The sequence below is a fragment of the Thauera sp. genome (assembly GCF_047601425.1).
Classification (GTDB): domain Bacteria; phylum Pseudomonadota; class Gammaproteobacteria; order Burkholderiales; family Rhodocyclaceae; genus Thauera.
On record NZ_JASGJL010000001.1, the window covers coordinates 1,700,905 to 1,720,789 of the forward strand.

At 64.1% G+C, this 19,885-nt stretch carries 18 protein-coding genes and 2 tRNA genes; 2 read left to right on the plus strand and 18 right to left on the minus strand.

All coding sequences use genetic code 11. The features are described 5' to 3' along the window. Window positions 1–10 precede the first annotated feature (10 nt). The 15 genes from QM748_RS08285 to fdxA form a co-directional block, all read right to left on the minus strand. Window positions 11–385 carry a tetratricopeptide repeat protein gene (locus QM748_RS08285; RefSeq protein WP_415246519.1) on the minus strand — a complete coding sequence of 125 codons (375 nt, stop codon included), beginning with the start codon at window positions 383–385 and terminating at the stop codon, window positions 11–13. Next, on the minus strand, window positions 291–3,062 hold the full coding sequence (locus tag QM748_RS08290) for a FimV family protein (RefSeq protein WP_415246520.1): 2,772 nt from the start codon (window positions 3,060–3,062) through the stop codon (window positions 291–293). Before QM748_RS08290 ends, QM748_RS08285 begins: the two co-directional genes overlap by 95 nt. A gap of 217 nt (window positions 3,063–3,279) precedes the next feature. Further along, window positions 3,280–4,413, minus strand: a complete 1,134-nt coding sequence (gene asd, locus QM748_RS08295; RefSeq protein ID WP_415246521.1) for an aspartate-semialdehyde dehydrogenase — start codon at window positions 4,411–4,413, stop codon at window positions 3,280–3,282. A gap of 56 nt (window positions 4,414–4,469) precedes the next feature. Further along, window positions 4,470–5,534 (minus strand): 3-isopropylmalate dehydrogenase, encoded by a 1,065-nt coding sequence (leuB, locus tag QM748_RS08300; RefSeq protein WP_415246522.1) that lies wholly within the window; start codon window positions 5,532–5,534, stop codon window positions 4,470–4,472. A 36-nt stretch (window positions 5,535–5,570) separates the two neighbouring features. Next, on the minus strand, window positions 5,571–6,209 hold the full coding sequence (gene leuD, locus QM748_RS08305; protein WP_415246523.1) for a 3-isopropylmalate dehydratase small subunit: 639 nt from the start codon (window positions 6,207–6,209) through the stop codon (window positions 5,571–5,573). Then, window positions 6,209–6,322, minus strand: coding sequence for an entericidin A/B family lipoprotein (locus QM748_RS08310; protein WP_415246524.1), 114 nt, complete (start codon window positions 6,320–6,322; stop codon window positions 6,209–6,211). The genes leuD and QM748_RS08310 overlap by 1 nt, the downstream gene beginning before the upstream one ends. 41 nt (window positions 6,323–6,363) lie before the next feature. Beyond that, a complete protein-coding gene (gene leuC, locus QM748_RS08315) occupies window positions 6,364–7,773 on the minus strand; it encodes a 3-isopropylmalate dehydratase large subunit (protein WP_415246525.1) in 1,410 nt (469 codons plus the stop codon). An 80-nt stretch (window positions 7,774–7,853) separates the two neighbouring features. Further along, window positions 7,854–8,669, minus strand: coding sequence for a M48 family metallopeptidase (locus QM748_RS08320; protein ID WP_415246526.1), 816 nt, complete (start codon window positions 8,667–8,669; stop codon window positions 7,854–7,856). Between the two features lie 29 nt (window positions 8,670–8,698). Further along, the gene (locus QM748_RS08325; protein ID WP_415246527.1) at window positions 8,699–9,856 is read right to left on the minus strand and encodes an MFS transporter; all 1,158 of its coding nucleotides are present in this window, start codon (window positions 9,854–9,856) and stop codon (window positions 8,699–8,701) included. Window positions 9,857–10,091: 235 nt separating this feature from the next. Beyond that, window positions 10,092–11,222, minus strand: a complete 1,131-nt coding sequence (gene aroC / locus QM748_RS08330; RefSeq protein WP_415246528.1) for a chorismate synthase — start codon at window positions 11,220–11,222, stop codon at window positions 10,092–10,094. Between the two features lie 102 nt (window positions 11,223–11,324). Next, window positions 11,325–11,642: an acetolactate synthase small subunit gene (gene ilvN, locus QM748_RS08335; RefSeq protein ID WP_415246529.1), complete on the minus strand. Its 318-nt coding sequence runs from the start codon at window positions 11,640–11,642 to the stop codon at window positions 11,325–11,327. Continuing rightward, entirely contained in the window at window positions 11,642–13,309 is a 1,668-nt protein-coding gene (gene ilvB / locus QM748_RS08340) for an acetolactate synthase large subunit (RefSeq protein ID WP_415246530.1), read from the minus strand. The genes ilvN and ilvB overlap by 1 nt, the downstream gene beginning before the upstream one ends. Window positions 13,310–13,615: 306 nt before the next feature. Further along, window positions 13,616–15,283: a long-chain-fatty-acid--CoA ligase gene (locus QM748_RS08345; protein ID WP_415246531.1), complete on the minus strand. Its 1,668-nt coding sequence runs from the start codon at window positions 15,281–15,283 to the stop codon at window positions 13,616–13,618. Between the two features lie 226 nt (window positions 15,284–15,509). Further along, window positions 15,510–15,959 (minus strand): CBS domain-containing protein, encoded by a 450-nt coding sequence (locus QM748_RS08350; protein WP_415246532.1) that lies wholly within the window; start codon window positions 15,957–15,959, stop codon window positions 15,510–15,512. Window positions 15,960–16,052: 93 nt separating this feature from the next. Beyond that, window positions 16,053–16,376 carry a ferredoxin FdxA gene (gene fdxA / locus QM748_RS08355; RefSeq protein ID WP_415246533.1) on the minus strand — a complete coding sequence of 108 codons (324 nt, stop codon included), beginning with the start codon at window positions 16,374–16,376 and terminating at the stop codon, window positions 16,053–16,055. A gap of 291 nt (window positions 16,377–16,667) precedes the next feature. Here fdxA and trxA point away from each other — a divergent pair, with 291 nt between their 5' ends. Continuing rightward, a complete protein-coding gene (trxA, locus tag QM748_RS08360; RefSeq protein ID WP_415246534.1) occupies window positions 16,668–16,994 on the plus strand; it encodes a thioredoxin TrxA in 327 nt (108 codons plus the stop codon). 178 nt (window positions 16,995–17,172) lie between these two features. Then, on the plus strand, window positions 17,173–18,432 hold the full coding sequence (gene rho, locus QM748_RS08365; protein WP_415248040.1) for a transcription termination factor Rho: 1,260 nt from the start codon (window positions 17,173–17,175) through the stop codon (window positions 18,430–18,432). A gap of 106 nt (window positions 18,433–18,538) precedes the next feature. On the opposite strand, the gene QM748_RS08370 is transcribed toward rho, so the two are convergent. The 3 genes from QM748_RS08370 to QM748_RS08380 form a co-directional block, all read right to left on the minus strand. Continuing rightward, window positions 18,539–19,390, minus strand: a complete 852-nt coding sequence (locus QM748_RS08370; RefSeq protein ID WP_415246535.1) for a 3-hydroxybutyryl-CoA dehydrogenase — start codon at window positions 19,388–19,390, stop codon at window positions 18,539–18,541. A 256-nt stretch (window positions 19,391–19,646) separates the two neighbouring features. Beyond that, window positions 19,647–19,723: transfer RNA gene (locus QM748_RS08375), tRNA-Asp, on the minus strand. A 66-nt stretch (window positions 19,724–19,789) separates the two neighbouring features. Then, a tRNA-Glu gene (locus tag QM748_RS08380) sits at window positions 19,790–19,865 on the minus strand. Window positions 19,866–19,885 lie beyond the last annotated feature (20 nt).

Genomic DNA, 19,885 nt, shown 5'->3' on the forward strand with positions numbered 1-19,885 from the left:
GGACTCACGCTCAGGAAAGGCGTGCAATCATCTCGCGGGCTGCCGCCTGCTGCGTCGCGGAGCCCTCGCGCAGCACTTCATCCAGCAGTTCGAGCGCACCTTCCTTGTCACCCATGTCGTCATAGGCACGCGCCAGTTCGAGCTTGGTTTCCACCTCATCACCGGAAGGAGCCATATCGGCATCGAGCGTGTCGATCGAGCCGAAATCAACCTGGGACTGGCCAAGCTGCGTCGCTTCGATCGAGATCGGCACGGTCTTCCCTTCACCGGCCGAAGAGGTATCGAAGTTGTCAAGATCCAGATCGATCGAGGTCAGATCGAGACCCGCAGCACCTGATGCCGGCGGCGATAGCGGCGTATCGATGTCGAAATCGAAATCCAGCAAGCTGCTGTCGAAGCTTGTCTGCTCGATATCGACGACCGGCGCGGGCGTATCGTCCACTTCTGGCTGCGGGCTGCGGTTCGGCAGGCGTCAGATCGAGATCGGGCAGCTCGAAGTCGAGCGCGGACGCCAGCCCCACGTCCTCGGCAGGGCCCGAATCCGAAGGCACATCAGGCACGGTCGTGAGGCCTGCTGCGGCGCTGGTGGCACTGTCCGGTTCGTCGATCTCGAGATCGAAAGTCAGCCCTGCATCCTGCGGCGCTTCCGCCAGGGGCATCTCTGTCGGGGGCTCGTCGTCCAGATCGAGTTCGAAATCGATCACCCCGGTATCGAGCCCTCCGTCGGTTTCGGTCTCCGGCGCAGAAACGTCGGCAGCAGCTTCGATCGCAGCCAGGGTCTGCACAGGATCGGGCAAGGCGTCGTCGCCTTCCTTGTCGCCGCCCAGCTGGCTCAGGTCGCCAGGCACCATCCAGGTATCGCGCATCTGCGACTGGCTGGGTGCAGTCGGCAAGGAACTGGTGAAATCGAGATCGGCCAGTGATGCAGGCTCGGAAACCGGCACGGCCGCGGATTCAGCGATGGGGCCGTCGGCCGGCGCCGGCACCTCCGCCGCAGCAGCCGATCCGGCGGCGCTGGCAAGCGCAGCGGTTGCCGCCGCGCCCGCCGCAACACCCAGGGGCAGTTCGGTCGGAATCTCGCTCTCACCCGATTGTTCGGCATACAGGGGATTCTCGGCATCCAGCTTGCGGCCCATCGCCGCAGCCTTCTCCCAGTCGCTGCCCTGGCCGCCTGACTGCGCGAACAGCTCGGAGGCAACCGTCTCGAACTGGCGCGCATCCTTGCGCTGCGCATAGATCTCCAGCAGCTTGAGGTGAATGGCGGTACGCGACGGATCGGCCTTCAACGCGTCCTGCAGGATCTCCTCCGCCTGCACGTCGCGGCCATATGCCATGTAGACATCCGCTTCCGCGACCGGATCGACCCCTTCGTCGGCATCGATCGCCGACAGCCCGGTCTGACTGAAATCGGTCTGCATGATGCTGCTGGCACCGGTGTCGACACTCTGCCCGCCCGTCGCCGCGAACACGCTCTGTCCGCCCTGGGCCAGCTCGCTGACGGCCTCCGGCGCAGGGGCAACAGCAGCCTTGCGCCGATTCCGCAACTTGAGGCCGGCATAGCCGAGCAGCAAGGCCAGGATGCCGCCACCTCCTGCGATGACGGAGGGATCTTCCATCATCGACTCCATGAAGCTCGGCTCGGGCGGGGGCGGCGGTGGTGGAGCCCTGCGCACCGGCCGCTTCGGCGGCGGCGCGGCCGCTTCCTGTGCAGTGGCAGGCGGCGTGTCGCTCGCTTCAGCGGGCTTGGCATCGGCCACTTCGGCGGCATCAGGCTTGGCAGCCTCCGCGCTGGCGGCTTCGGCCGAAGCCGCCGCATTCTGAACTGGCTCGGCTGGCTGGGAAGCCGCTTCCGGTGCAGCTGCTGGCGCCTCGACCACGGCAGGCGTAGCCGCCACGGCCGCCGGCAGCTGTGGTTCGGGCGCGGCTGCCGGCGGCTGCGGCGTGGCCGACTGCCCGGCCGCCGGCGGCGCCCCCTCCGCCTCCTGCTGAAGCTGGGCGAGCGGCGCGCTACGCAATTCGAGCAGCTTCTTCATGTCGTTGATGCTCGCCTCGAGCTGAGCCAGCCTGGCATTGGCCTCTTCCAGCGCCCGCTCGCGCGCGGCCAGCTCTTCCTCCAGTGCCTGCAGGCGTCCGCTGGCATCGGCAGTGCCTTCCTGCGGCTGGCTGCGGGAAATCCTGACCTGGTCGCCACTATCGGCTGCCGCCTGCGGCTCTTCGACGCGCGGCACGATCCTGCCTGCACTCTGCTGTCCGGCCTCGGCCTGCTGCGCCGGTGCGCGGCGGGCTGCAGCGCCCGCCAGTCCGCGGCGATAGGCATCGAAGTCGGCCGAATGGACGCGGATTTCGCGCCGCGCCTCGGCAGGCGCAATGCTGCGGGCTGCATCGGCATCGGGCATGGCAAGCACTTCACCCGCGCGCAGGCGATTGATGTTGCCGCCATCGAAGGCATTGCGATTGGCCCGGTACAGCGCCACTAGCATCTGGTCGAGTGTCACGCCCGGCAGCGCATTGGCACTGGCAATCCGGTTCAGGGTATCGCCGCGGCGAACCGTGTAGGAATCGACCGGCACTCGCGCAGCAGGCGCCGGCACCGGCCGTGCCGACGCTTGGCGAGCTGCCGCGGGCATGGCGGGCATCTCGACGGCAGCCGCCAGCGGCTGGGGCGCAGTCAGATCGACCGGATCGAGCAGGAAAGTGTATTCCCGCGCAACACGGCCATTGGCCCAATCGAGTTCAACCAGGAGGTTGACAAAAGGATCATTGATCGGCCTGTCGCTGGACAGGCGAACGACAGGACGGGATGCCCGCGCATCGACGCTGACCCGGACTGCTGCGGCCGCGGCAGAGTACGCGATGCTTGCACGCTGGAAAGCTTCGGGCGGCGCGATTCTCGCAGTCAGCGATTGCAATTCCTGCGCAGTCGCATTGATCTGGATTTCAGCGCGCAGAGGCTGGCCCAAGCCGCTGAAGACGTTGATCTGCCCGAGGCCGGCCGCCTGGGAACCCAGCGGAATCGAAGCGACAGCCAGCGCGATCAGGGATGCCTTGAGCGAGGTTTTCATCTTGGTATTCAAACTGCATTTCCCCCGAAAGCCGAGCTTTTTTCGTCAAAAAGCATAGTGGTTTGGGCTAGGAATCTAGCATTTTCCCGAGCATGCCGCAGCAATCTGTAACGATTTGCCGAGCATCCACCGTGACTTAGTTCCGCGTAAACGACAGCTTCGGCAAAAAATGAAGGGGGCCGCAGCCCCCTTTGCCCGATCGTGCGGAACGTACCGCTCAGCGCTCGACGAGAATGCGCAGCATGCGGCGCAGCGGCTCGGCAGCGCCCCACAGCAACTGGTCTCCGACGGTGAAGGCACCGAGATAGTCCGGCCCCATCGCCATCTTGTGCAGGCGGCCGACCGGCACGGTCAGCGTGCCGGTGACGGCGGTCGGCGTCAGTTCGCGCTCGGTGATCTCACGCTCGTTGGCCACGACCTTCACCCACTGGTTGGCGCCGGCGATGATGTCGCTGATCTCGTCGAGCGGCACGTCCTTCTTCAGCTTGATGGTCAGCGCCTGCGAATGGCAGCGCATCGCGCCGATGCGCACGCACAGGCCGTCGATCGGGATCGAGCCCGGGGTGCGGAACGCCGGGTTGCCGAGGATCTTGTTGCACTCGGCGCCGCCCTTCCATTCTTCCTTGCTCTGGCCGTGCTCGACCGGCACATCGATCCACGGGATCAGGCTGCCGGCAAGCGGCGTGTTGCGGAAGTTCTTCTTCGGGAAGGCGTCGGAACGCATCGTCTCGGCGACCTTGCGGTCGATGTCGAGGATGGCCGAAGCCGGATCAGCCAGCAGATCCTTGACCGAGTCGTGGATCGTGCCCATCTGGCTGATCAGTTCGCGCATGTTCTGCGCGCCGGCGCCCGAGGCCGCCTGGTAGGTCATCGCCGAGATCCATTCGACCAGACCGTGGCGGAAGAGGCCGCCAAGGCCCATCAGCATCAGCGACACCGTGCAGTTGCCGCCGATCCAGTTGCGGCCGCCCTTGTCCAGCGCGGCGTCGATGACGTTGCGGTTGACCGGGTCGAGGATGATCACGGCATCGTCATTCATGCGCAGCGCGGACGCGGCGTCGATCCAGTGGCCGTTCCAGCCGGTGGCGCGCAGCTTGGGGAAGACTTCCTTGGTGTAGTCGCCGCCCTGGCAGGTCACGACGATGTCGCAGCTCTTCAGCGCGTCGATGTCCGTCGCGTCCTGCAAGGGCGCAGCCGCTTCCTTGCCGCCAAAGGCCGGCGCCTTGCCGCCAGCGTTCGAGGTGGAGAAATACACCGGCTCGATGAAGGCGAAGTCGCCTTCTTCGACCATCCGCTGCATCAGCACGGAACCGACCATGCCACGCCAGCCAACCAGACCGACTCGATTCATGTTCATCACTCTCAGCAAAAACGTTTTTTTCGAAGAATCCGTTCGGACTCGACAGCTTACAGGGCCGCGAGCACCGCGTCGCCCATTTCGCGCGTACCGACCCTTTGGGTGCCCGGCTCGTAGATGTCACCGGTGCGCAGGCCTTGCGCGAGCACCTTCTTGACCGCGTTCTCGATGCGCTGTGCCGCTGCTTCCTGATTGAAGGTGTAGCGCAGCAGCATCGCTGCCGACAGGATGGTGGCGAGCGGGTTGGCGACGCCCTTGCCGGCGATGTCCGGCGCCGAGCCGTGCGACGGTTCGTACAGGCCCTTGTTGTTGGCGTCGAGCGAGGCCGACGGCAGCATGCCGATGGAGCCGGTCAGCATCGAGGCTTCGTCCGACAGGATGTCGCCGAACATGTTGCCGGTGACCATCACGTCGAACTGCTTGGGCGCGCGCACCAGTTGCATCGCGGCGTTGTCGACCAGCATGTGGCTCAGTTCGACGTCCGGGTAGTCCTTGGCGACTTCCTCGGCGATGTCGCGCCACAACTGGGTGCATTCGAGCACGTTCATCTTGTCGACCGAGCACAGCTTCTTGCCGCGCTTCTGCGCCGCTTCGAAGGCCACCTTGAGGATGCGGCGGATTTCGTACTCGGCGTAGATCATGGTGTTCCAGCCCACGCGCTGCTGGGTGCCTTCAACTTCGCGGGTCTCGATGCCGCGCGGCTGGCCGAAGTAGATGTCGCCGGTCAGTTCGCGCACGATCAGGATGTCAAGGCCGGCAACGACCTCGGGCTTCAGCGAGGAAGCGTTGGCCAGTTCGGGATAGAGGATGGCCGGGCGCAGATTGGCGAACAGGCTCAGATCCTTGCGGATGCCGAGCAGGCCGCGTTCCGGACGCTGTTCGCGCGGCAGGTTGTCCCACTTCGGGCCGCCGACGGCGCCGAGCAGCACCGCGTCGGCTTCGCGCGCGAGCTTCTGCGTGGCTTCCGGATAGGGCGAGCCGGTCGCATCCACGGCGCAACCGCCGAGCAATGCTTCTTCCATCTCCAGCCCGAGGTCGAGCGCGTTCAGCACGCGCACCGCCTCTGCCATGATCTCCGGACCGATGCCGTCACCCGGCAGCACGCAAATCTTCATTCCGTCTTCTCTCCTGTTGGCCCGCGCCGTCACGGCTCAGGCAAAGTAATAGGGGTGCTCGGCGCGCCTACGTTCTTCGTATGCCTTGATCTTGTCTGCGTGGCGCAGCGTCAGGCCGATGTCGTCCCAGCCGTTGAGCAGGCATTCCTTGCGGAAGGGATCGATGTCGAAGCCGATCGCCTTGCCGTCCGGACGGGTGATGCTCTGCGCCGCCAGATCGACGACCAGGCGATAGCCTTCATTCGCCTCGCACTGGCGGAACAGCTCATCGACTTCGGCCGCATCCAGCTTGATCGGCAGCAGGCCGTTCTTGAAGCTGTTGTCGAAGAAGATGTCGGCGTAGCTCGGCCCGATCAGCACACGGAAGCCGTAGTCCTCAAGTGCCCAGGGCGCGTGCTCGCGCGAGCTGCCACAGCCGAAGTTGTCGCGCGTCAGCAGGATCTGCGCGCCCTGGTAGCGCGGCTGGTTGAGCACGAAGTCCGGGTTCAGCGGACGCTTGCTGTTGTCCTGGCCAGGCTGGCCGACGTCGAGATACCGCCATTCGTCGAAAGCGTTGGGTCCGAAGCCGCTGCGCTTGATCGACTTCAGGAATTGCTTGGGAATGATGGCGTCGGTGTCGACGTTGGCACGGTCGAGCGGCGCGACCAGGCCGTCGAGCTTGGTAAATGGATTCATTATTTCACTGCCCTCTGGATGGCTTCGCCACCCTTTTCGATATCCTTGCCAATGCCATGCACGATGTTGCAGGCGCCGAGCGACAGCCCGGCAAGCACGGCGGCGAGGACCATTGCTGCTCCTCTCATCGGGACACTCCTGGCGAACGCGCGGCTCAGCCGAGCTGGCGCACGTCAGTGAAGTGGCCGGTCACCGCGGCCGCCGCGGCCATCGCCGGGCTGACAAGATGCGTGCGGCCGCCGGCGCCCTGCCTGCCTTCGAAGTTGCGGTTCGAAGTCGAGGCGCAGCGTTCGCCCGGCTCCAGCCGGTCGGCGTTCATCGCCAGACACATCGAACAGCCCGGTTCACGCCACTCGAAGCCGGCAGCGGTAAAGACCTCGTGCAAGCCTTCCTCTTCGGCCTGGCGCTTGACCAGCCCGGAACCCGGCACCACCAGCACGCGCTTGACGCTGTCCGCCTTGCGCCGGCCCCTGGCCACTGCGGCCGCTTCGCGCAGGTCCTCGATGCGGGAGTTGGTACATGAACCGATGAAAACCTGGTCGACGGCGATCTCGGTGATCGGCGTGTTCGGCTCCAGCCCCATGTACTTCAGCGCCCGCTCGATGCCCTCGCGGCGAACCGGATCGGTCACCGCAGCCGGATCGGGCACACGGCCATCGACCGTGGTGACCATTTCGGGCGAAGTGCCCCAGGTCACCTGCGGTAGGATGTCCCCGGCCTTCAGTTCGACGACCTTGTCGAACTGCGCGCCTTCGTCGCTCTTCAGCGTGCGCCAGTAGGCCACCGCCTGCTCCCAGGCCTCGCCCTTGGGCGAGAACGGGCGATCCTTGAGGTATTCGATGGTGGTTTCATCCACACCGACCAGACCGGCGCGCGCGCCCGCCTCGATCGCCATGTTGCAGATCGTCATGCGGCCTTCCATCGACAACGAACGGATCGCGCTGCCGCCGAACTCCATCGCGTAGCCGGTGCCGCCGGCAGTGCCGATCCTGCCGATAATCGCCAGCACGACGTCCTTGGCGGTGACACCCTTGCCAAGCTGGCCGTTGACCTTGATCAGCAAGGTCTGCGACTTCTTCTGCAGCAGGCACTGCGTCGCCATCACGTGCTCGACTTCGGACGTGCCGATGCCGTGCGCCAGACAGGCGAAGGCGCCGTGCGTTGACGTGTGCGAATCGCCGCAGACGACGGTCATGCCTGGCAGCGTGGCGCCGTTTTCAGGGCCGATGACGTGCACGATGCCCTGGCGTTCGTCCTTGAACGGGAAGTAGGCCAGCGAGCCCACTTCGCGGATGTTGGCGTCCAGGGTCTCGACCTGCTGGCGCGACACCGGATCCAGGATGCCCTTCTCCCAATGGTCGGTAGGCGTGTTGTGGTCGGCGGTAGCGACGATCGAGCTGATCCGCCACGGCTTGCGCCCGGCCAGCTTCAGTCCTTCGAAAGCCTGCGGGCTGGTGACTTCGTGCACCAGGTGGCGATCGATGTAGATCAGGGCCGTGCCGTCTGCCTCTTCATGGACGACGTGGCTGGACCAGAGCTTTTCGTACAGGGTTTGCGCTGCCATCCCAAGTATTCCGTACAAAAGAGATTGATTATTTCACAAAGCTGCCGGGGCAGGCCATAGCCGGCCGGCCTCACGACCATTCAGCGCCGCGCCGCCTGGTACAACGGCATGACCCGCGCCGCGTATTCGCCCAGGTCGCGCTGGCGGGTGCTGTGCGACGGGTGGGTGGACAGCCACTGCGGCGGCGAGCCGGACGACTGCGCGGCCATCTTGTCCCACAAGCTGACCGCAGCCCGCGGATCGTAGCCGGCACGCGCAGCCAGTTCCACGCCCATGCGATCGGCCTCGGTTTCATGCTCGCGCGAATTCGGCAGCTCGAAGGTGACCTGCGCCACCTTGCCCATCAGGTCCTGGCCCACCTGCCCGACGCCGAGCACCGCGCCTGCCACCGACAGGCCGATGCCGGTCGCCATCGACTTCGAAATCTGCTCGCGGGCATGTTCGCGCAGAGCGTGGGCAATCTCGTGCCCCATCACCGCAGCAATTTCGTCGTCACTGAGCTTCAGGCGATCGATCAATCCGGTGTAGATCGCCATTTTGCCGCCGGCCATGCACCAGGCGTTGAGATCGTCGGAGGTCAGCACATTGACCTCCCAGTTCCAGGCCGGCGCATCCTTGCGGAACACACCGGTCTGCGACGTCAGCCGGCCAACGATGCGCCGCATGCGCTGCACCGTGGCCGCGTCGCGGTTCAACGCATTCTTGCTGCGCGCTTCGTTCATCACCTGCTGATACTGCTTGCTCGAGGCCTGCTCGACCTCTTGCGCCGACACCATCATCATCTGCGAACGCTGCACACCAACCGCGCCGCCCTGCGTGGTCTGCACCGTCTGGCAAGCGACCGTGATCGTCGCCGCCAACACGGCCGGCAACAGGCTTCCGTATATGGATTTCATGTCTTCACCACCTCCAGGCACATACCGATTCAGAAACTCCGCACCTCGTTCTGCACGGACGCAGGCCAGCCGCGCACAAGCCAGACGAGCCCCAGCAACGCGAACACGGAGCCGAAGGTGAAAGTCCACTCCGGCCCCGGATTGTCCCAAGTGTAACCACTGAACAAGGCCCCCAGCATGCCGCCGGCGCCGAATGAAATGCTGCCGTACAGCGCCTGTCCATGCGATTGGAGTCGGCCGGAGAACCATCGGTTCACCACTGCGATCGCTGCAGCGTGATAGGCACCGAAAGTCACGCCATGCAGCACTTGGGCGAACAGCAGCACCGGCAGGCTGCCCGCCCCCCAGCCAATCAGCACGAAGCGGAGCACCGCGCAGGCGAAGGCAAACACCAGGATGCTGCGCAGGCTGAAGCGCCGCGTGATGCGCGGCATCAGCATGAAGACGATGATCTCCGCCACCACGCCCAGTGTCCACATCCAGCCGACCAGTGCCTTGTCGTAGCCCGTGCCGACCAGATAGATCGAATAGAAGACGTAGAACGCACCGTGGGCAGCCGACATCAGGAAGCAAGCGCCCAACAGCGCCCTCACTTCGCGCCTCCGCAGCACGTTGCGCAAGCTCACCGCCTCATGTCCTGCCTGCACCGGTGCCACGTCGGGGACAAAGAAGGAACACAGCAGCACGCCGGCAAGGATCGCGGCCGCAACCCACAACACCGATTCGATGGCGACATGATCCAGCGCTTGCCCCAGCACCAGGACTGCGACGATGAAGCTGACCGACCCCCATACCCGCACGCTGCCGTAGCGGTGCCCTTCCGCCCCCAGATGGGAGAAAGTCAGCCCTTCGATCAGCGGCAACGCCGCACTCCAGAAGAAGGCCATCAACGCCATCGCCGCGAGCAGGCCGCCGAACCCGGTGGTCATGAAGAAACCTGTGAAACCGGCCAGGCTCATCAGCGCGGACAGCCGCAGGATCGTCACCCGCTTGCCGAAGCGCTCGGCAAGCCGGCTCCACATGTAGGGCGCGACGATGCGCATCAGCTGCATCATCGACATCAGCAAACCGATCTGCGCCGCACTCAGCGAGATCGACTGCAGGTAGAGCGCAAAATACGGCGAGAAGGCGCCGACAAAGCCGAAGTAGAAGAAGTAGTAGGCCGACAGGCGCCAGTAGGGAAACATGGGAGATACCGTCTTGCACATCCTGAACCGCCGCAACTACCTTATTCGAGCGGCTTCAGCCCGGGAGTGCCGAGCCGAGAAGACAGCGTTCGGGGCGGCAACATGGCCATGTTCGCGGCCCGGCCCGGGCTACAAGTCAACCGTTCACGCGATCATTCGAAGAACACCGACAACCGAGACGACAGCTACCCGGCTGCCCCTGCAAGCGGGCTTTTTCGCTCCGGCCAGCCCGGGCTCAGCGCGGCGAGGGCAGGCGCTGCTGCCCTCCGGGCGCCAGCGCGGCGATCTTCGGCGTCGCCGTCGTCACGTCCGCGCACTGGGCGCGATGGCGCAGTGCGTGGTCGATCAGCACCAGCGCCAGCATGGCCTCGGCGATCGGCGTCGCGCGGATGCCGACGCAGGGGTCGTGCCGGCCATGGGTATTGACGGTCAGCGGCTCGCCGCGGCGGTCGATCGAGCAGCGGTCGAGACGGATGCTGGAAGTCGGCTTGATCGCGATGCTGGCGATGATGTCCTGCCCGCTGGAAATGCCGCCCAGCACGCCACCGGCGTTGTTCGACAGGAAACCCTGCGGCGTCATTTCGTCGCCGTGCTCGGTGCCGCGCTGAACGACCGAAGCGAAGCCGGCGCCGATCTCGACGCCCTTGACCGCGTTGATGCTCATCATCGCGTAGGCGATGTCGGCATCCAGCCGGTCATAGACCGGTTCGCCCCAGCCCACCGGCACGCCGCTGGCAACCACGTCGATGCGCGCACCGATCGAGTCGCCCGACTTGCGCAGTTCGTCCATGTAAACCTCGAGCTGCGGCACGATGCCGGCATTGGGCGCGAAGAAGGGGTTGCGCTCGACTTCGTCCCAGCTCACGAACGGAATGTCAATCGGGCCAAGCGCCGTCATGCAGGCTCGGATGACGACGCCGTAGCGCTCCTTCAGCCATTTCTTCGCAATCGCACCGGCAGCGACCCGCACAGCAGTTTCGCGCGCCGACGAGCGGCCGCCGCCGCGGTAGTCGCGGACGCCGTATTTCTGCCAGTAGGGGTAGTCGGCATGGCCGGGACGGAAGGTGTCGGCGATGTTGCCGTAGTCGCGCGAGCGCTGGTCCTGGTTGCGGATCAGCAGGCCGATCGGCGTGCCGGTGGTGTGGCCTTCGAACACGCCCGACAGGATCTCTACTTCATCCGGCTCGCGGCGCTGGGTCACGTGCCGCGAGGTGCCGGGCTTGCGGCGATCGAGTTCGGCCTGGATGTCGGCTGCGCTCAGTGCCAGCCCCGGCGGGCATCCATCGACGACACAGCCGATCGCCGGGCCGTGCGATTCGCCGAAGGAGGTGACGGTGAAGAGGGTACCGAGCGTGTTTCCGGACATGGACTTCCTGCCTGATCAGCACAAAAAGGAAAAGGGATGGGACGCGAGTCTAGCACGCGCCCCATCCCCGTCAGTCGCTGCACCCCTGCGGGCGCGCGGGAGTCAGTGGAAGAAACCTTCCAGCCGCTCGAACACCTCGTGCTCGGCGCCGTGGCGGCGGACGTTCAGCACGTCCTCCAGCTTCTCGACCTGGCGCACCATCTGCTCCAGCCGGTGATCGTCGAACACCAGCAGCCAGATGCGCGAGCGCTTGCCGTCGGACACCGGCATGCACAGGATGCCTTCGACGTTGAAGGCACGGCGGGCAAAGAGATTGCAGATGTGGCTCATCACCCCAGGGTGGTTGTTCACATCCAGCTCGAGGACGACCTTGGCGCAAGCAGCTTGCGGCAGCGGGTCGGCAACCTGTTCGATCATCATCAGCCTCCGATCATTTCGGTGTTGGCGGCACCCGGCGGCACCATGGGATAGACGAATTGTTCGCGATCGATCGTCGCGTGGATCAGGCACGGACCGGGCTCATTGAGCGCCTCGGCCAGCGCCGCGCGCGGATCATCTGCCTTATCGAGATCGATCGCCGGCACACCGAAGCCCTCGGCGATCTTGACGAAATCAGGCTCGACCCGGTAGCGCGAGGCGAACCGGCGCTTGCCATAAAACAGCGTCTGCTGCTGGTACACCAGACCGAGCGCATTGTTGTTCATCAGCACGATCTTGACGTTGAGGCCCTCCTCGGCCAGCGTCGCGAGCTCCTGGATATTCATCTTGAAGCTGCCGTCACCGGTGAAGCACACCACCGTACGCTCCGGCTCGGCCAAGGCGGCACCCATCGCAGTCGGCAAGCCGAAACCCATCGTCCCCAGCCCGCCCGAGGTCAGCCACTGGCGAGGACGGCGGAAGGGATAGGCCTGGGCAACCCACATCTGGTGCTGGCCGACGTCGGTGGCGATCGCCGCCTCGTCGTCGAGCGCATCGGCCACTGCCTTGATCAGGCCGTAGTGACTGCGCGGGTTATCGATGTCGGGAAACTGCATCGGGTAGCGCTGCTTCAGTTCTGCAACCTTGTCCAGCCAGTCCGTACGCAGGGCCGTCTTGACGCGCGGCAGCAAGGCTTCGAGCGCCTCGGTCACGTCGGCATGGATGGCGACGTGGGCATTCTTGATCTTGTGCAGTTCCGAGCGGTCGACGTTGACGTGCACAATCTTCGCATTCGGGCAGAACTGCGCGGCACGGCCGATCGCGCGGTCGTCGAAACGGGCGCCGACACAGATCAGCAGATCCGCTTCCTCGAGCACGAAGTTGGTGTAGCGGGCGCCGTGCATGCCGAGCATGCCGACCGACAGCGGATGGTCGATCGGCATGGCGCCAAGCGCCATCAGCGTCATTGTCGTCGGCAGGCCGGCCTGTTCTGCCAGTCGCACGGCCAGTGGCGAGGCCCCGGAATGGATCACGCCGCCCCCCAGGTAGAGCACCGGGCGTGAAGCCTCGTTGATCATTCGCGCCGCCTCCTCGACGGCCGCCAGATCGAGCTGTGGCGGCATGTCGGCCACAGCCGGCAGGGGCAGCTCCTGAACTTCGACGCTCTGATTCTGGACGTCCTTCGGCACGTCGATCAGCACCGGGCCAGGGCGGCCGGACATGGCGATGCGGAAGGCATCGGGGACGACCTTCAGCAACTCCTCGGCAGAACGCACGAGGAAATTGTGCTTCGTGATCGGCACCGTGATGCCGTAGATGTTGACTTCCTGGAAAGCATCCGTGCCGATCATCGATTGCGGCACCTGGCCTGTGATGATCACCATCGGAATCGAGTCCAGGCAGGCGTCGGCGATCGCGGTGACGAGGTTGGTCGCGCCAGGGCCGCTGGAAGCGATGCACACTTGCGGCACACCAGTCACACGCGCCATGCCCTGGGCCATGAAGCCCGCGCCCTGCTCATGGCGCGCCAGCACATGGCGGATCTGGCTGCTGGCCGACAGGGCATCGTAAAACGGCAGGATGGCGCCGCCAGGCAGGCCGGCGACGGTCTGCACGCCCTGGCGTTCGAGAAGGCGCACGATCAGTTGCGCGCCGGTGAGTTGAGTCATGATGTTCTCCTTCTTCGTTTCAGCGACATCACCGGCGAGCTCGAGAATGCAAAACCCCCGCCGGGCTTGCGCGCCGACGGGGGTTTGGAATCCTGCAGTTCGAGTGTTCTGTCCCGTTACGACGCGCGCATGCCTACGCCTACTACACGTACGGCTACTACTACGGCGGAGAAGAAACGGGAAACGGGACGCATGGTGGCTCGAAATGAATTGCGCTTCGAATGAAACCACGAACACGCCTGCAACACAAGCGCTTCGTGAGCCAAAAACCTCGGCATCGGTGTACCAGATCGCACACGCCCCATCTCATGCCCGCCCATCGCGCAATTCCCGGCGCAGAATCTTGCCGACGTTGCTCTTTGGCAGTTCGTCGCGGAACTCGATCCGGTGAGGCACCTTGTAGCCGGTCAGGTTCTGCTGGCAGTAAGCGATCAGTTCCTTTTCCGTCAGGTTCGGATCCTTGCGCACGACGAAGACCTTGACCGTCTCGCCACTGCGCTCGTCGGGAACCCCGACCGCAGCAACTTCCATCACGCCCGGATGGCCGGCGACGACGTCCTCGACTTCGTTCGGATAGACGTTGAAGCCCGACACCAAGATCATGTCCTTCTTGCGATCGACGATCGAGATGAAGCCCTTGTCGTCGATCACCGCGATGTCGCCGGTACGCAGGAAACCATCCGGCGTGAAGGCGCGTGCCGTCTCCTCGGGAAGCTGCCAATAGCCCCGCATCACCTGCGGCCCGCGCACGCACAGCTCGCCGCGCTGGCCGACAGGCTGCTCGACGTCGGCATCGTCGCGGATACTGATCTCGGTCGATGGCACAGGCAGGCCAATGGCGTGGTTGAACTCGGGCAGATCGAGCGGATTGATCGTGACCGCAGGCGATGTCTCGGTCAGGCCATAGGCTTCGACCAGCGGGATCCCGGTCACCTTGCGCCATTTCTCGGCGACGGCCTGCTGCACGGCCATGCCGCCGCCGAGGGCAACACGCAGGTTCGAGAAGTCGAGCCTGGCAAAGTCGGAGTTGTTCAGCAAGGCGTTGAACAAGGTATTGACGCCTGTGATGACGGTGAACTTGTGCTTGCCCAGCTCCTTGACGAAACCAGGGATGTCACGCGGATTGGTGATCAGCACATTGACCGCGCCGATCTTGAAGAAGGTCAGGCAGTTCGCCGTCAGCGAGAAGATGTGGTACAGCGGCAGTGCGGTGATGATCACTTCCTCCCCCTCTTTCACGAAGGGGGCGATCCAGGCATGGGCCTGCTGCAGATTGGCGATGATGTTGCCGTGGGTCAGAATCGCGCCCTTCGCCTTGCCGGTCGTTCCACCCGTATATTGGAGGAAGGCGATGTTCTCATGCCCAAGTTCCACCGGCAGCAGGCGATGGCGCCCGCCTCGCGCCAGCGCATCGCTGAAGCGCACCGCGCCGTCGAGACGCCAGGACGGGACCATCTTCTTCACTCGGCGGACGACGAAATCGACCAGCATCGACTTCGGGAAACCCAACATCTCCCCAAGACTGGTGACGACCACATGCTTCACCGGTACCTGCGCACGCACCTGTTCGAGCGTATGGGCGAAATTCTCGACGATGACGATGGCGTCTGCACCCGCATCCCGCAACTGGTGCTCGAGTTCCCGCGCGGTGTACAGCGGATTGACGTTGACGACGGTATAGCCCGCACGCAGGGTGCCGAACAGTGCGACAGGATACTGCAGCAGATTGGGCATCATCAGTGCCACACGGGCACCGGCAGGCAGCTTCAGCTCCCCCTGCAGATAGCCGGCGAACTGCGCCGACAGGCGATCGAGCTCGGCGTAGGTGATGCCCTTGCCCATGCAGATATAGGCCGTGCGCGATGCGAAGCGGCGCACGCTCTGCTCGAAGAGATCGACCAGCGAACGGAACTCACTGGTGTCGATTTCGGCAGGCACGCCGGCAGGGTAGCTTTTCAGCCAGATCTTATCCACGGTATCTCCTCCTTTTGTTGGAAAAAAGCGGGTCGAACCAGGTTCGACCGGCCGCCCTCCCAAGGCGTCGGGCGGGAGCCCGTGGCCCCGCCTTCCATTCCAACTGCCATCCCGCCCCTGTTATGTGCTGCGGAGCGTGGATGCCGCGTACCTGAAGCGGTACGCATCGGAGGGGCAACGGCACAAGGCCGCTGCCGCTCTGGGGCTGCTCAGCCCCTCGCCTGTTTCAGCCCTCCTCTTCCTGTGAAGGCCAATTGCGGATGTAGTTCTTCAGCATCCGGTTCTCGAAGCTCTGCTCCTCAAGCACTGCCTTGGCGACGTCGTGGAAACTGACCACGCCGAGCAGGGTCTGCCCGTCCATCACCGGCAGATAACGCTGGTGATGCTCCACCATCAGGCGCCGCAGTTCGTCCATTTCCATGTTCGGCGACGCCGTCAGCGGATTGGCGATCATGACGTCCTCGATGGCGAGCGACTGCCAGTCTGACGCACCGCGCCGCACCCCCTGCAGGACTTCGCGGAAGGTCAGCATGCCGACCATCTGGCCACGCGAGAAGACCACGAGCGAACCGACGTCCTGCTCGTCCATGATTTCCACAGCCTCAGCGACACTCTTGTTCGGCGCAATGGTGAACAACACCTTGCCCTTGATCGCGAGAATTTCGCTAACCAGCATCTCGTCTCCCTGAGGATCATTCGCGTCATCGATGCGCCATCTTAGAGCATCGGCCGATGGCGGGGAAGGCACCCGGCCGCGCACCCCTGCGGCTCAGCGCTTCAGCTCGCCCAGCTTGCCCTTGACCTGCGCCCATTCCTCGGCATCCGGCAGGGAGTCCTTGCGTTCGACAATCGGTTTCCATTGCTTTGCAAGCTCGGCGTTCAAGGCGATGAACTGCTGCTGATCCGTCGGCACATCGTCCTCGGCGTAGATCGCCTCCACCGGGCATTCAGCCACGCACAACGTGCAGTCGATGCACTCCTCGGGATCGATCACGAGGAAATTGGGCCCTTCACGGAAGCAGTCCACCGGGCAGACATCGACGCAGTCGGTGTATTTGCAACGGATACAGGATTCGGTCACTACGTAAGCCATCACTCTCTCCAGCCAGAATCGGCCTCACCCATCGGCAGGCCGCAGCAAACGACAATATAGTGCAGCCGTTTGCGTTTTCACCACGCTCCACGCACGGAACCTCGTTTTCGGAGCATCGATTCTCTTGACGCGCGCCGCGTCATAGCATAAGTTTCGCCGAAATTCTTCGAGAGAAGGCTCTCTGCTTCTCTCCAGGCTAGGCGACTCTGCCTGCCCTGACCCCTCCATACCCGCAGTACCCCACGAGGCGCCTCTGCCTCGTCCATACCCGCCACCCTGATGTGAGGAATCATGAGCGAGCATATCCACTATGTGACCGACGGCAACTTCGACACTGAAGTGCTGCAGTCCCAGACCCCCGTCCTGGTCGATTACTGGGCCGAATGGTGCGGTCCGTGCAAGATGATCGCCCCGATCCTGGACGACGTCGCCAAGGACTATGCCGGCAAGCTCAAGGTTGCCAAGCTCAACATCGACGAAAACCAGGACACGCCAGCCAAGTACGGCATCCGCGGCATTCCCACGCTGATGCTGTTCAAGAACGGCAACATCGAGGCGACCAAAGTGGGCGCCCTTTCCAAATCTCAACTGACCGCCTTCATTGACAGCAACATCTAAGCCGGACCAGTCTCCGGCCCGTTCTCGCGGGGCTTCGCGCGCTCGTCGCCGCGGCGCGCGCAACCGCGACGGTAATCATCCCTCCCAGAATCCGCAGATCGAAGACGACCTGTTCGACGTCGAAAATGCCGGCGAGGAAAACTCCACGCCGCGCGACGCCAACGTCCCTGCCCTTCACCTGTCCGAGCTCAAGGCCCTGCACGTCAGCGAACTGCTGCAGATGGCCATGGAGAGCGGCGTCGAAGGCGCGAACAGGCTGCGCAAGCAGGAACTCGTCTTTGCGCTGCTGAAGAACCGTGCTCGCAAGGGCGAACCGATCTGTGGCGATGGCGCACTCGAAGTGCTGCCTGACGGCTTCGGCTTCCTGCGCTCCCCCGACACCTCGTATCTCGCCGGCACCGACGACATCTACGTCTCGCCATCGCAGATCCGGCGCTTCAACCTGCGCACCGGCGACACGATCGAAGGCGAGATCCGCACGCCGAAGGATGGCGAGCGCTACTTCGCGCTGACCAAGCTCGACCGCATCAACGGCCGCCCGCCGGAAGAATGCAAGAGCAAGATCCTGTTCGAGAACCTCACGCCCCTGCACCCGCAGGAATGCCTGAAGCTCGAACGCGACGTCCGCGGCGAGGAGAACATCACCAGCCGCGTGATCGACATGATCGCGCCGATCGGCAAGGGCCAGCGCGGCCTGCTCGTCGCCCCGCCCAAGAGCGGCAAGACAGTGATGCTGCAGCACATCGCCCATGCGATCACCTCCAACCACCCGGACGTCAAGCTGATCGTGCTGCTGATCGACGAGCGCCCGGAAGAAGTGACGGAAATGCAGCGTTCGGTGAAGGGCGAGGTCGTGGCCTCGACTTTCGACGAACCCGCCACCCGCCACGTCCAAGTCGCCGAGATGGTGATCGAGAAGGCCAAGCGCCTGACCGAGCACAAGTACGACGTGGTGATCCTGCTCGATTCACTGACCCGCCTCGCACGCGCCTACAACACCGTGGTGCCGGCTTCCGGCAAGGTGCTGACCGGCGGCGTCGATGCCAACGCCCTGCAGAAGCCCAAGCGCTTCTTCGGCGCCGCGCGCAACATCGAGGAAGGCGGTTCGCTGACCATCATCGCCAGCGCCCTGATCGACACCGGCAGCCGCATGGACGACGTGATTTACGAGGAATTCAAGGGCACCGGCAACATGGAGCTCCACCTCGACCGGCGCATGGCGGAAAAGCGCGTGTATCCGGCGATCAACGTCAACCGCTCGGGCACCCGTCGCGAAGAGCTGCTGCTCAAGCCGGATGTGCTGCAGAAGGTCTGGATCCTGCGCAAGCTGCTGTACGGCATGGACGACATCGACGCGATGGAATTCCTCCTCGACAAGATCAAGGCCACCAAGAGCAACGGCGAATTCTTCGACGCCATGCGCTCCGGCCGCGGTTGATCGGCACCGGCCTGCTTCGCCAGAGACGAACGCCACCCCTCGGGTGGCGTTCGTCTTTTCCCGGCAAGACAATCGCGGCGCCCGCATCTGCACCGCGCAGGCCCGCTCAGGAATAGTCGAAGAAACCCTTGCCGCTCTTGCGGCCGAGGTAACCGGCTTCCACCATCTCCACCAGCAGCGGTGCCGGACGGTACTTGGGATCCTTGAAACCCTCGAACAATACCTGCATCACCGCCAGCTCCACATCGAGGCCGATCAGGTCGCACAACGCCAGCGGACCGATCGGGTGATTGCAGCCCAGCTTCATCGCCTCGTCGATCTCGGCGGCCGTCGCCAGGCCTTCACCGAGCGCGAAGACCGCTTCGTTGATCATCGGGCATAGCATGCGATTGACGACGAAGCCCGGGCTGTTGCGCACCTTGACCGGCGTCTTGCCCAGCACCGCGGCAAAGGCTTCGACCTTGCCGTAGGTCTCGGTACTCGTCTGCAGGCCATTGATCAGCTCGACCAGCGCCATCATTGGCACCGGATTGAAGAAATGCATGCCAACCACCTGGCTCGGCCGCTTGGTCGCCGCTGCCAGCTTGGTGATCGAGATCGAAGAGGTATTGCTCGCCAGGATAGCATCGGGCCGCATCGCCGCGTCGAGCCTGGCGAACAGGTCGAGCTTCAGTTGCAGGCTCTCGGTCGCCGCCTCGATGACCAGATCGCAGTCTCCGAGCGCATCCACAGAGGTTGCCGTACTGATGCGCGCCATCGCCGCATCCTTCTGCTCGGCGCTCAGCTTGTCCTTCTTGATCAGGCGGTCGAGGCTCGACGCAATCGTCGCCAGGCCGCGTTGCACCTGCGCGTCACCGATGTCCATCATCACCACATCCAGCCCCGAAACCGCGCATGCCTGGGTAATGCCGTTACCCATCGTTCCCGCGCCCACCACACCGATCTTGCCGATACTCATCGTCTTCCTTCTCCAGTCAGGACTCTACTCACGCAATTTCCGCCCAGCTGCGGAATCCATACTGCCGCGTATGGAATAAGACTCTAGCGGATAAATCACGTCGATGCCAGCATGAACAACGCATCAGCATACCCAACTGCCGGCGGAAAGCGGCCTCCAACATCTTGATGAGCGCATGAACACCAGCGCACAGCCCCCGATCCGGGAGTGGATAGAAAAAAGCCCTTGTCCATTTCTGAACAAGGGCTTTCTGATATGGCGGAGTGGACGGGACTCGAACCCGCGACCCCCGGCGTGACAGGCCGGTATTCTAACCGACTGAACTACCACTCCGCACTGACCTGCACCGGCATTCCTGCCAGTTCTGCCTTTCAGCCACTCGGGCTGAAACGCCTTGTATGGCGTCCCCACGGGGATTCGAACCCCGGTTATCGCCGTGAAAGGGCGGTGTCCTAGGCCTCTAGACGATGGGGACTGCGGTACTGCAAAACTACT